At 62.3% G+C, this 12,239-nt stretch carries 12 protein-coding genes and 1 pseudogene; 10 read left to right on the top strand and 3 right to left on the bottom strand.

From position 1 onward, the window contains the following. Positions 1-91 precede the first annotated feature (91 nt). Positions 92-1,315: a CaiB/BaiF CoA transferase family protein gene (locus ACJRW5_RS18620; protein ID WP_484571977.1), complete on the bottom strand. Its 1,224-nt coding sequence runs from the start codon at positions 1,313-1,315 to the stop codon at positions 92-94. 57 nt (positions 1,316-1,372) lie between these two features. After that, the gene (locus ACJRW5_RS18615; RefSeq protein ID WP_484571976.1) at positions 1,373-2,551 is read right to left on the bottom strand and encodes an acyl-CoA dehydrogenase; all 1,179 of its coding nucleotides are present in this window, start codon (positions 2,549-2,551) and stop codon (positions 1,373-1,375) included. Positions 2,552-2,731: 180 nt separating this feature from the next. On the opposite strand from ACJRW5_RS18615, the gene ACJRW5_RS18610 reads away from it, so the two are divergent. From ACJRW5_RS18610 to ACJRW5_RS18570, 9 genes and pseudogenes are all read left to right on the top strand, one after another. Beyond that, positions 2,732-3,628: a LysR family transcriptional regulator gene (locus ACJRW5_RS18610; RefSeq protein WP_484571975.1), complete on the top strand. Its 897-nt coding sequence runs from the start codon at positions 2,732-2,734 to the stop codon at positions 3,626-3,628. A 457-nt stretch (positions 3,629-4,085) separates the two neighbouring features. Next, positions 4,086-5,207 carry a Re/Si-specific NAD(P)(+) transhydrogenase subunit alpha gene (locus tag ACJRW5_RS18605; protein WP_484571974.1) on the top strand — a complete coding sequence of 374 codons (1,122 nt, stop codon included), beginning with the start codon at positions 4,086-4,088 and terminating at the stop codon, positions 5,205-5,207. A gap of 11 nt (positions 5,208-5,218) precedes the next feature. Further along, complete coding sequence (locus ACJRW5_RS18600) at positions 5,219-5,533, top strand: NAD(P) transhydrogenase subunit alpha part 2 (RefSeq protein ID WP_058171402.1); 315 nt, start codon at positions 5,219-5,221, stop codon at positions 5,531-5,533. A 2-nt stretch (positions 5,534-5,535) separates the two neighbouring features. Further along, a complete protein-coding gene (locus tag ACJRW5_RS18595) occupies positions 5,536-6,972 on the top strand; it encodes an NAD(P)(+) transhydrogenase (Re/Si-specific) subunit beta (RefSeq protein ID WP_484571973.1) in 1,437 nt (478 codons plus the stop codon). 358 nt (positions 6,973-7,330) lie between these two features. After that, positions 7,331-7,546 (top strand): DUF1127 domain-containing protein, encoded by a 216-nt coding sequence (locus tag ACJRW5_RS18590; RefSeq protein WP_484571972.1) that lies wholly within the window; start codon positions 7,331-7,333, stop codon positions 7,544-7,546. 225 nt (positions 7,547-7,771) lie between these two features. Further along, positions 7,772-7,975 carry a DUF1127 domain-containing protein gene (locus ACJRW5_RS18585; protein WP_484571971.1) on the top strand — a complete coding sequence of 68 codons (204 nt, stop codon included), beginning with the start codon at positions 7,772-7,774 and terminating at the stop codon, positions 7,973-7,975. An 83-nt stretch (positions 7,976-8,058) separates the two neighbouring features. Continuing rightward, positions 8,059-8,387: pseudogene (locus ACJRW5_RS18580) on the top strand (DUF2388 domain-containing protein). Positions 8,388-8,529: 142 nt separating this feature from the next. After that, positions 8,530-8,850: a DUF2388 domain-containing protein gene (locus tag ACJRW5_RS18575; RefSeq protein ID WP_484571970.1), complete on the top strand. Its 321-nt coding sequence runs from the start codon at positions 8,530-8,532 to the stop codon at positions 8,848-8,850. Then, on the top strand, positions 8,847-10,802 hold the full coding sequence (locus ACJRW5_RS18570) for a DUF7844 domain-containing protein (protein ID WP_484571969.1): 1,956 nt from the start codon (positions 8,847-8,849) through the stop codon (positions 10,800-10,802). Before ACJRW5_RS18575 ends, ACJRW5_RS18570 begins: the two co-directional genes overlap by 4 nt. Before the next feature lie 44 nt (positions 10,803-10,846). On the opposite strand, the gene ACJRW5_RS18565 is transcribed toward ACJRW5_RS18570, so the two are convergent. After that, positions 10,847-11,251 (bottom strand): GFA family protein, encoded by a 405-nt coding sequence (locus ACJRW5_RS18565; RefSeq protein WP_484571968.1) that lies wholly within the window; start codon positions 11,249-11,251, stop codon positions 10,847-10,849. Positions 11,252-11,358: 107 nt separating this feature from the next. On the opposite strand from ACJRW5_RS18565, the gene ACJRW5_RS18560 reads away from it, so the two are divergent. Continuing rightward, positions 11,359-12,225: an AEC family transporter gene (locus tag ACJRW5_RS18560; protein WP_484571985.1), complete on the top strand. Its 867-nt coding sequence runs from the start codon at positions 11,359-11,361 to the stop codon at positions 12,223-12,225. The last annotated feature ends 14 nt before the right edge of the window (positions 12,226-12,239 follow it).

Here is a 12,239-nt window from a genome sequence, read left to right as displayed (position 1 = left end):
ACCAGAACGAGCTGTAAAGCCCTGTTATGCAAAAAGTTTCGAATAGCGGATAAAGGCCTGCACCGCTTTATATAGGTAGAGAGTAAGAAACTTAGATCACTCCCGCCTCACGTAGCGTAGCAACCTGTGTCTCGCTCATGCCCAGCACCCTCTGCAGCAGCTCATCGGTATGCTGCCCCAGCAATGGCGGCGCCGAATGGTAGGCCACAGGCGTAGCCGACAGGCGCAGAGGGCTGGCGACCTGAGGCGTGCGACCGCCAAGCGCATTGGGCAGATCGAAGCTCAGCCCACGGGACCGGACCTGCGGGTCGGCGAACACCTGCTGCAGATCGTTGATCGGCCCGCAGGGCACGCCCGCCGCTTCCAACAGCTCAATCCATTGCGCCGTAGTCTTGAACACGGTGGCCTGACGCAGCCGCGGGATCAGCTCGGCCCGGTTGGCCACACGCGCCTTGTTGGTGGCATAACTCGGATCATCGGCAAGGCCAGCGATACCCGCCACCTCGCAGAACTTGCGGAACTGCCCGTCATTACCCACAGCCAGGATGAAGTTGCCATCGGCGCTGGGGAAATCCTGGTAAGGAACGATATTGGGATGGGCATTACCCAGTCGCTTGGGGGGTACGCCCGTCGTCAGGTAGTTCATGGCCTGGTTCGCCAAACAGGCCACCTGCACATCGAGCAGTGCCACATCAATGTGCTGACCGACGCCGGACTGATCACGCTGATTGAGCGCCGCCAACACCCCCACCGTCGCATAGAGACCGGTGAGGATATCGGTGAGCGCCACACCGACCTTGATCGGCCCAGCCCCTTCCTCACCCTCTGGACGCCCCGTCAAGCTCATCAGCCCGCCAAGTCCCTGGATCATGAAATCGTAGCCGGCACGCTTGGCATAAGGCCCGGTCTGACCAAAACCGGTGATCGAACAATAGATCAGCTTCGGATTGATCGCCTTCAGCGTTTCATAGTCGAGACCATAGGCCGCCAGACCGCCTACCTTGAAGTTCTCCAGCAGCACGTCGCATTGCCCCACCAGCTCACGGATCAGACGCTGGCCTTCCGGCTGAGTGAAATCCAGGGTCAGGGATTGCTTGTTGCGGTTAGCACTCTGGAAGTAGGCGGCCTCGCGCGAGTCATTACCTTCGGCATCCTTTATATAGGGAGGTCCCCAATGCCGAGTGTCGTCTCCCGTCCCCGGTTTTTCGACCTTGATCACCTCGGCCCCAAGGTCAGCCAGGATCTGCCCGCACCAGGGCCCGGCAAGTACCCGGGACAGGTCGAGCACACGGATATGGGAAAGGGCGCCAGACATGGAGATTCTCCGCAGGATGCGCCAGGCACACCCTGGATCGTTGAGAGAGGTAACTGCTTAAAAGAACGCCTGGATGCCGGTTTGCGCACGACCGAGAATCAGCGCGTGCACGTCATGCGTACCTTCATAGGTGTTGACCACCTCGAGGTTGACCAGATGACGAGCGATGCCGAACTCGTCACTGATGCCGTTACCGCCCAGCATGTCGCGGGCCAGACGAGCAATATCGAGCGCCTTGCCGCAACTGTTGCGCTTCATGATCGAAGTGATTTCCACCGCAGCGGTGCCTTCGTCCTTCATCCTTCCCAAGCGCAGGCAGCCTTGCAGAGCCAGGGTGATTTCGGTCTGCATGTCCGCCAGCTTTTTCTGGATCAGCTGATTGGCCGCCAGCGGACGGCCGAACTGGTTGCGGTCCAGTACATACTGACGCGCGGTGTGCCAGCAGAACTCGGCAGCGCCCAGCGCGCCCCAGCTGATACCGTAACGCGCAGAGTTCAGGCAGGTGAACGGGCCGCGCAGGCCGCGCACATCCGGGAAGGCGTTCTCTTCGGGGCAGAACACGTTGTCCATGACGATCTCGCCGGTGATCGAGGCGCGCAGGCCGACCTTGCCATGAATCGCCGGAGCGGAAAGTCCTTCCCAGCCCTTCTCCAGCACGAAACCACGAATTTCTCCGGCATCGTCCTTGGCCCAGACCACGAAAACATCGGCGATCGGGCTGTTGGTGATCCACATCTTGCTACCACTGAGGCGGTAACCGCCATCGACCTTCTTGGCACGCGTGACCATGGAACCCGGATCGGAACCGTGGTTCGACTCGGTCAGGCCGAAGCAACCGATGTACTCGCCACTAGCCAGCTTGGGCAGGTACTTCTGCTTGGTCGCTTCGTTGCCGAACTCGTTGATTGGCACCATCACCAGGGAGGATTGCACGCTCATCATCGAGCGATAGCCGGAGTCGATGCGCTCCACTTCCCGGGCGATCAAGCCATAGCAGACATAGTTCAGGCCGCTGCCACCGTAGGCCTCGGGAATGGTCGCGCCAAGCAGCCCGGTCTCACCCATCTCGCGAAAGATCTTCGGATCGGTCTGCTCATGACGGAAGGCCTCCAGTACACGCGGCGCCAACTTGTCATCGGCGAACTGCTGGGCGCTGTCGCGCACCATGCGCTCTTCTTCGGTCAGTTGCTGATCGAGCAGCAGTGGGTCGATCCAGTTGAAGCTTGCCTTGGCCATTGCGAGAAACCTCAAAACGATGAAGTGAACGGTCAGCCCGGCCGACCCTGAATGACATTGATCCTAGGCCGGGTTAGCGCAAGGGACAAACGCAGAATCCGCACACACCTGTGCTTTTTGTTCACTTCGAGATAGCTTGATCAGCTTGATATATCGCTCATGAGTGAGGTTTTCGCATATATGCGCCGCAAAATTCCCAGCACTGCCGCCTTGGTCGCCTTCGAGTCCGCCGCGCGTCACCAGAGCTTCACCAAGGCCGCCGACGAACTGAGCCTCACGCAAAGCGCAATCTGCCGGCAGATTGGCGGGCTGGAAAGCTTTCTCAATGTCGAACTGTTTCGCCGCTCGCGGCGCGGCGTGGTGCTTACCGAGGCCGGAGTCGCTTATAGCCGCAAGGTGGCAGCACAACTCGATGCCGTCGAGCGCGATACCCTGGCACTGATGGGCAACCAGGGCGCTACGAGTATCGAACTGGCCGTCGTACCGACTTTTGGTACGCAATGGCTGCTGCCGCGCCTGCGCACCTTCCAGCAACTGCATCCAGAGGTGATGGTCCACCTGACCAACCGCACACGACCTTTTCTGTTTGCCGACACCCACTTCGATGCCGCCATCTACTACGGTGATGCCGAGTGGTCGGGCACCGAAGCGCACTTCCTGATGCACGAACATCTGCTGCCGGTGTGCAGCCCGGCGCTGCTTGGCGATGCCCCGGTGGACGCAGAACGCATCGCAGCACTTCCTCTATTGCAGCAGACCACCCGCCCCTATGCCTGGCGCCAATGGTTCGCAGCGCAGGGCATGAACGTCACACGCGACATGACAGGCCCACGCCTGGAACTGTTCTCCATGCTCGCCCAGGCGGCTCGGCACGAGATGGGCGTCGCTCTGATCCCCCCCTTCCTGATTCAGCGCGAACTGGACGAAGGCAGCCTGGTTATCGCCCTCGACCGCGCCGTGCCAAACAGTGACCGGGCCTATTATTTGATGGTGCCGGAGCGCAAGGCCGAATCGGTAGCGCTCAAGGCGTTTCGCGATTGGCTGCTCCAGCAGGCGGCCAGCTACCTTCAGCGCTAGGCTACGCACAGAACAACGCACATGGTGGTACAAAGCCACAAAAAGAACAGGTAGCGAGCTCACAGTCACACTACAACGCCATACTCGAGCCAATCCACGTCACACCAGTACTTTCGGGCTATTCAACTATTTCGAACATAACGTTCACTACTTTTCACACAGCAGCCAATTCGACCAACGGTCATTCGCCTGATGAATGAGGAAATACCGCTTAGGGACTGAGTCAATCGGCTTTTCCTCAGCTACGACGCGGGCTGCAAGCGCTATAAAAATCCCTCATAGACCCATTACTTGTAGTAATGCATTTTTTTTACTCCATAACTTCTTGTAAGGGTTTGCGTTCGACTGCACAATCGCCGCGCCCGCCACCTTCGCGTGGGTTATGTGCTGATCCCCAATTGCCGGCGCGCCAGCGTAGTGCCTCGGTTCACCAAAAAGATCACGCAGGAGACTTGAAGTGCACATTGGTGTTCCTCTCGAAACCCATGCTGGGGAGACGCGCGTTGCCGCGACGCCCGAGACCATCAAGAAGCTGGTTGGCCAAGGTCACAAGGTGACCGTTGAAGCCGGTGCCGGCATTACCGCCAGTATTCCGGACAGCGCTTATGAAGCGGCCGGCGCCACCATTGGCAACGCCTCGACAGCCTTCGCTGCTGATCTGGTGCTGAAGGTCGTCGCCCCGAGCGAAGCCGAGCTGGCCCAGATGAAGTCCGGCGCCGTACTGGTTGGCATGCTCAACCCGTTCTGCAACGACACCATTGCGCGCATGAATGCCCGTGGCATTACCGCCTTTGCCCTGGAGGCCGCGCCGCGGACCTCCCGTGCGCAGAGCCTGGACGTGCTCAGCTCGCAGGCCAACATCGCCGGTTACAAGGCGGTGATGCTGGCAGCCAACCACTATCCGCGCTTCATGCCGATGCTGATGACCGCTGCCGGTACCGTGAAGGCCGCCCGCGTGCTGATCCTCGGTGCCGGTGTGGCCGGCCTGCAGGCCATCGCCACGGCCAAGCGCCTGGGTGCGGTGATCGAAGCCTCGGATGTGCGTCCGGCGGTGAAGGAGCAGATCGAATCGCTCGGCGCCAAGTTCGTCGATGTGCCGTTCGAGACCGATGAGGAGCGCGAGTGCGCGCAAGGCGTGGGCGGTTATGCCCGGCCGATGCCGAAGTCGTGGATGGACCGTCAGGCCAAGGCCGTGCACGAGCGCGCCAAGCAGGCCGACATCGTCATCACCACCGCGCTGATCCCGGGCCGCAAGGCGCCGACCCTGCTGCATGAAGCCACCGTGCTGGAAATGAAGCCGGGCTCCGTGGTCATCGACCTGGCCGCCGCACAGGGTGGCAACTGCCCGCTGACCGAAGCCGATCAGGTGCTGGTCAAGCACGGCATCACCTTCGTTGGCCACACCAACCTGGCCGCGCTGGTGCCGGCAGACGCCTCGGCGCTGTACGCACGCAACCTGCTGGACTTCCTCAAGCTCGTGATCGACAAGGAAGGCCAGTTCCAGCTCAACCTCGAAGACGACATCGTCGCTGCCTGCCTGATGTGCAAGGGCGGTGAAGTCGTGCGCAAGAACGGTTAAGGAGTAGGGACATGGACCTGATTTCCGACGGCATCTATAACCTGATCATCTTCGTGCTGGCCATCTACGTGGGTTACCACGTGGTGTGGAACGTCACCCCGGCCCTGCACACCCCGCTGATGGCGGTGACCAACGCGATTTCCGCGATCGTCATCGTCGGCGCCATGCTGGCCGCCGCCCTGACCGTCACCCCACTGGGCAAGACCATGGGCACCCTGGCCGTGGCCCTGGCGGCGGTCAACGTCTTCGGTGGCTTCCTGGTCACCCGACGCATGCTGGAAATGTTCAAGAAGAAAGCGCCGAAAGCGCCTGTGGAGAAACACTGACCATGAGCATGAACCTGATCACTGTTCTCTACCTTGTCGCCTCGGTGTGCTTCATCCAGGCGCTCAAGGGCCTATCGCACCCGACCACCTCGCGGCGCGGCAACCTGTTCGGCATGATCGGCATGGCCCTCGCCGTGGCCACCACCGTCGGCCTGATCTACAAGCTCGGCGCCGATCTGGCCGTGCAGGGCATCGGCTTCGTCATCGTCGGCCTGCTGGTCGGCGGCAGCGCCGGCTCGATCATGGCCAAGCGTGTGGAAATGACCAAGATGCCGGAGCTGGTCGCCTTCATGCACAGCATGATCGGTCTGGCTGCGGTGTTCATCGCCATTGCCGCCGTGGTCGAACCGCAGTCGCTGGGCATCGTCGCCGCCCTGGGTGATGCGATTCCGTCCGGCAACCGTCTGGAGCTGTTCCTCGGCGCGGCCATCGGTGCCATCACCTTCTCCGGTTCGGTGATCGCCTTCGGCAAGCTCTCGGGCAAGTACAAGTTCCGTCTGTTCCAGGGTGCCCCGGTGGTCTTCAAGGGCCAGCACATGGTCAACCTGGTGGTCGGTCTGGCGATCCTCGCCCTGGGCCTGTACTTCACCTTCACTGGTGACATCACCGCCTTCGCCATCCTGGTGGCGCTGGCCTTCGTCATCGGCGTGCTGATCATCATCCCGATCGGCGGCGCCGACATGCCGGTCGTGGTGTCGATGCTCAACAGCTACTCGGGCTGGGCGGCGGCCGGTATCGGCTTCTCGCTGAACAACTCGATGCTGATCGTCGCCGGCTCGCTGGTGGGTTCCTCGGGCGCGATCCTCTCGTACATCATGTGCAAGGCGATGAACCGCTCGTTCTTCAACGTCATCCTCGGTGGCTTCGGCGCCGATGCCGACGCTGGCAGCGCCGGTGGCGCGCAGCAGGAGCGTAATGTGAAGTCGGGTTCCTCCGACGACGCCGCCTTCCTGCTGACCAACGCCGACACCGTGGTCATCGTCCCCGGTTACGGCCTGGCCGTGGCCCGTGCCCAGCACGCGCTGATGGAACTGGCGGAGAAGCTGACCCACCGCGGCGTGACCGTGAAGTACGCGATCCACCCGGTTGCCGGGCGTATGCCGGGCCACATGAACGTGCTGCTGGCCGAGGCCGAAGTGCCTTACGAGCAGGTGTTCGAGATGGAAGACATCAACTCCGAGTTCGGCCAGACCGACGTGGTGCTGGTGCTCGGCGCCAACGACGTGGTCAACCCGGCGGCGAAGAACGATCCGAAGTCGCCGATTGCCGGCATGCCGATCCTCGAGGCCTACAAAGCCAAGACCATCATCGTCAACAAGCGCTCGATGGCCAGCGGCTACGCCGGCCTGGACAACGAACTGTTCTACATGGACAAGACCATGATGGTCTTCGGCGACGCCAAGAAGGTCATCGAAGACATGGTCAAGGCCGTGGAATAAGCCCTGACCAGGTAGACAAGAAACCCGGCCGCGCGCCGGGTTTTCTGTTCATGGACCCGGCAAAAAAGCTGAATTTCAGGTCAAACAGCACAACCAATCAATTTGCAACTGTACTGCTCGAAAGACCATGACGAATGGGTTGCACCCAGTTAAAAATCTCGCATAAATGGGTTGCACCCAGTTTTTTAACTTATGGCCAGTACAGTTCATTCATTTCCTGACCGAACAGTTACAAAGCAACCTATCTAATGGCACAACAATTTCATCTAGCTGTGACTACTGGGCCACGCTCGCGCTCGGGATAATTTCCCCATCGAAAGCAAACACCAGACCCGCCACAAGCGGAAGGATGACCACCATGGAACGTACCCTCAGTTCCGCCCTGCTCCAAACTCACAGTGTTGCAAGCGACAAGTCTGCCTTGCCCCTGCGCCTGATCGCCACCCTCAGCCTGTGGCAGCGCCGCATCGTCAGCCGTCGTCAACTGGCTCGACTGGATGCCCGCCTGCTCGCTGACGCCGGCATCACCGAAAATCAGCGTTTCGTCGAACTGCAGAAGCCGTTCTGGCGCTGATACACCGCTTTGCTCCATCCCAGAATTGGGATCTTCTGAGAGCTCCACCGTCTCTGCTGCGGTGGGGCTTTCGTTTTATCTGCAACAGTCGTCGCCCTGACGAGCAGTACAGTTGCCAGACAGCAGACACTGCCCCTGCACAATTCTCCCCATTTGTATCTGCTCCTCCACAGCCGTTGGCGAGATCATGGACTGCCACACCTTGTCTCTGGACAGGAGCACGCCATGGACCGCACGCACGCCCCGCTCTCGCAGCATGAACATCCTCGCACCCTGAACTACCTGCGCCTCTACGCACTGCTGCGCCACTGGCAGCGCAACCTGCGCACACGCCGCCAGCTTGCCCAGCTGAATGCGCAACAGTTGGCCGATGCAGGCATAAGCACCGCTCAGCGTGAGCAAGAGCTGGCCAAGCCCTTCTGGCGCTAGGCCAGCAATGCAGCAACCAAGCCTTCTGGGCTAAGCTGCGAACGCGGGCAGCACCTTGCCCCGCAGCCTTGGAGTAACCCCAGATGCCTGTCAAAAAATCCTTCAGCACCGCCTTGCTGACGATGCTGCTCGTCGCCAGTGCCAGCGCCAGTAGCCTGGTCGCCACCACGGACACCCTCATAGGAGCCCTGGCCGGCACGGTCGACGGCCTCTCGGATGCAACCAGTTCTCTACGTGACATGAAGCAGATACGCGCAGCACGTGATGACGCGGCCAGTTTCGTCGCCAGCGACGGCGCCATTCGCAGCGTCAGGCTCGAGGCTGCCCTGCAGCATATTCGCCGCCACTCCCGTGAACTGGCGACGCGACAGCCGATGACCTGACGCTGGCCCAGGCAATTCTCAGCTTGTAAAACTTTGCCCTGCCAGTCGCTCGGCTGAGAGCTGACCGGCCCTGCTTCGCCCCTTAAACTTCACCCATCAACCCGGCGCGGGGAACCGCACGGGTTTGCTCACGTCAAATCGTCCGTTCTGCAGTTCCCGGAGCTATTCCTAATGCGTCGTTCACTCGTCATCGCTCTAACCGGCTGCGCCCTGTTCAGTGGTATCGCTCAGGCGCAAACCCTGGTCGCCACCAGCAACATTGTGGTGCGCGCGCTGGATCGCAGCATCAACTTCACCTCCGACACCACCACCTCACTGCGTGACATGAAAGCCGTGGTCGAGGCCCGCGACGACGCAGCCAGCTTCGTCGCCAGCGCTGGCGAAATTCGTGGTGCGCAACTGGAAGCGGCCCTGCAGACCATCCGTCAGCAGCTGCCGGAAGCGCAGCAGGCCAGCGACCTGCAACTGGCCGAAGCCATCCTCGCGCTGTGACTCGTCTCGCCGCCTGGTGCTGCGGCGTTCTGCTGACGCTCGCTGCAGGGTTTGCCCAGGCGCAGCTACAGCTGACCTTGAATGACGAGACACTCACGCCCTCCGAACGCCGGGCAAGCCAGGCGCTGCTGGACGAGGCCATGGCGGCGTTGCCGCCACGTTTCATTGCAAGACTGGACCGGGAGGTCAACGTCAGCTGGCGTGCCGACATGCCTGCCGACATCTACGGCCAGGTCGGTCGCTTCAGTGGCATCGAACTCAATGCCGAGCTGTTGCCAACACTGGTCGATGGCTCGGCAGCCCGCAACCACACCGGGCGTCCGCACGGCACTCAGCGCCAGGAGTTGCTGGCCACCCTGCTGCACGAACTGACTCACCTCTATGATCGCGCCCGACTCTGGCCCGCTGCCGAGCGCCGGCAGATCAACCAGTGTCGGCAACGCGCCAGATCGATCGGCCTGGTCGGCCTGCCGGACGACTGCCGTGGCCAGACCGAACGCCGTTTCACGCTTAGCGACGACCCACACCTGCTCGACCTGGCCGGCTGGGCACAGCGTGTTGGCAAACACGGCGCACGCGACACGGACAACGGCCAGGTGGCGCGCAGCCCAGACGACTACGAACTGCGCAATGCGCTGGAGTTCGTCGCGGTCAACCTCGAGTACTTTCTGCTCGATGCCAGCTACGCCTGCCGGCGTCCGTCGCTGGCCCGCTATTTCCGTGAACACTTCAACTGGGCGCCACCTGCCGAAGCCTGCGCCAGCGCTTTCCCTTATCTCAACGCCGGGCGCGACTTCGCCCGCCAGCCACTCGGCCGCCTGGACCCCGAGCGCGTGTATGCAGTCGACTACCTGCTGGCCGAAGCCAACGATGCCTGGATGAGCCGCTGGGGTCACAGCATGCTGCGCCTGATCGTGTGCGCGCCTGGCCGGCCGCGCGGCCCCGATTGCCGGCTGGACCTCGATCACCATCTGGTGCTGTCCTACCGCGCCTTCGTCGGTGATTTGCAACTGTCCAGCTGGGATGGCCTGACCGGCGTCTACCCGTCGCGCCTGTTCGTCCTGCCACTGGAGCAGGTGATCGACGAATACACCAAGGTCGAACTGCGCAGCCTGGCCTCGGTACCGCTGCGTCTGTCGCGCGACGAAGTGGAACGACTGGTGACGCGCGCCGTTGAGCAGCACTGGAGCTATGACGGCGACTACTACTTCGTCTCCAACAACTGCGCAGTGGAAACCCTCAAGCTGCTGCGCAGCGGCACTGGCAGCACGCAGTTGCAGGCACTCGACAGCATCCTGCCCAATGGCCTGCTTGAACTGATGGATGCCCGCGGCCTGGCCGACATGTCGGTGCTGGACGACCCGCGCGAAGCCTTGCGCCTGGGCTACCGCTTCGACTCCTTCCGCGACCGCTACCAGGCGATGTTCAAGGTATTGCGGCAGCGCCTGCCGATTACGCAGAACAGCGTCGAAACCTGGCTGGAACAAGCCGCAGAGGATCGTCGCCAGTGGTTCAGCCAAGCCGACCTGCGGGCCAGCGCCGCCCTGCTGCTGCTGGAACAAGCCGCGCTGCGCCGACAGCTGCTGCTGGCCCAGGACGAACTCAAGCAACGCTACCTGACGGACCGCGCCGCAGGTGATCCGAACCTGAACAAGGCAGGCAGCGCGCTGGAACAGATACTCGCCAACAGTGGCTTTCTCAGCCGCCCCGCCGAGCTGCTCGAAGGCGGCTACGGCCTGCCGCAAGGCAGCGAATGGCAGGGCCTGGAAGACCGCAGCCGCGAACGCCAGCGGCAACTGCGTCAGCTCAGCGACGAGCTGGATGGCGAAGTCCGCAAGCTGCTCGAGGCGCATCGCCTGGTAGAGCTGGAAGCCAACGAGGCCAACCTCATCGCCCTCGGTGAACACCTGCGTGCGCTGCACAAGGCCAGTGGCGGATTGGAGCTACCCTAGGGGCGGCACCGGATTACATCTGCTCTATACGCCAACACACCCGGCTAGGGGATCAACTCCTCGTCTTCTTCCGGCAACTGCGGATCGACCGCCAACCAGGACAGACGGCTGCCTACCCAGATATGTCGGTTGGCCGGTGCCCGCTCCGGGGCATCGAGCGTGGCGACCGTCACGTCCAGCGTATCCGGGCTGAGCGTGGTGAGCAGCGCCAGGTGTGCGCCGCAATCTGCGCAGAAGTAACGCGTGCAACTGGCCGAGGAGGCAAACGCGCGCGGGCGGCCCTGTAACCAGCGGAAACTCGCCGCCGGCACCGTCACCCAGGTGGTGAGAATGCCGCCGCTGCTACGCCGGCAGATGGAACAGTGGCAGTGGGCGATATCCACCAACGGCGCCTCGATCCGGTAGCGCAGGGCGCCGCACTGGCAACCACCTTCATGCTGTTCGTTCATCACTACTCCGTCTTGCATTGCCATGCGCCGCTGACCAAGATAGGCGCTCACCACCACCGGGGGTTCCCGTGATAGACCTGCTGCTGGCCTTATGGCCGCTGTTCGCCATGATAGTTGCCGGCTACTGGCTGCGCCTGCGCGAGTTCCCCAGTGAAGCCTTCTGGCCGGGCGCCGAACGCCTCAACTACTTCATTCTGTTCCCTGCGTTGTTGTTTTCCAGCCTGGCCCGAGTGCCGCTGAACAACCCCGCCCTGCCACGTCTGGCGATGGCGGTATTGCTTGGCCTGGGCATCGGCTGGCTCGCGCTCCTGCTGATACGACGCCTGCGTGGCTGGCCTGCCGGGCGCTTCGGCGCTTTCACCCAGGGTATTCTGCGCTTCAACACCTACCTGGGCCTGGCTGCGGTGGGCAGCCTCTTCGGCCAGGAAGGCCTGACTCTTGCCGCGTTGATGCTGGCGCTGATGGTACCCACGGTGAATGTCCTGTCGGTCTGGTCGCTGACGGCCGAGCGCGGCGTCAGCGCCCGCAGCCTGCTGCTGCCGATCATCAAGAATCCGCTGATCCTGGCGTGTGCCGGTGGCGCCCTGTTCAACCTCAGCGGCATCGGCCTGCCTGGTGGTACCGACCGCCTGCTCAGCCTTCTGGCCGCCGCCAGCCTGCCACTGGGCCTGCTCTGCGTCGGCGCGGCGCTGAAACCGGAACAACTGGGCGGCGAAATTCCCGCGCTGGGCTGGAACAGCGCGCTGCGCCTGCTGGCCATGCCGCTGCTGGCCTGGGGCGTGGCCTGGGCACTGGCACTGCCAGCCATGGAGAGCGCCGTACTGGTGCTGTTCTTCGCCCTGCCCACTGCGCCCACAGCCTATGTCCTGACTCGCCAACTGGGCGGCGACAGCCAATTGATGGCCGGCATCATCACCCTGCAGACGCTGCTGGCTGCGGGCAGCCTGGTCGCGATCATGGCGCTACTGATCTGATCGGCCCAGGGAAG

This window comes from Pseudomonas pichavaramensis, assembly GCF_050473265.1.
Taxonomy (GTDB): Bacteria; Pseudomonadota; Gammaproteobacteria; order Pseudomonadales; family Pseudomonadaceae; genus Aquipseudomonas.
The sequence above is the reverse complement of the archived record's forward strand: the minus strand, read 5'-3'. Positions and strand labels throughout refer to the sequence as shown.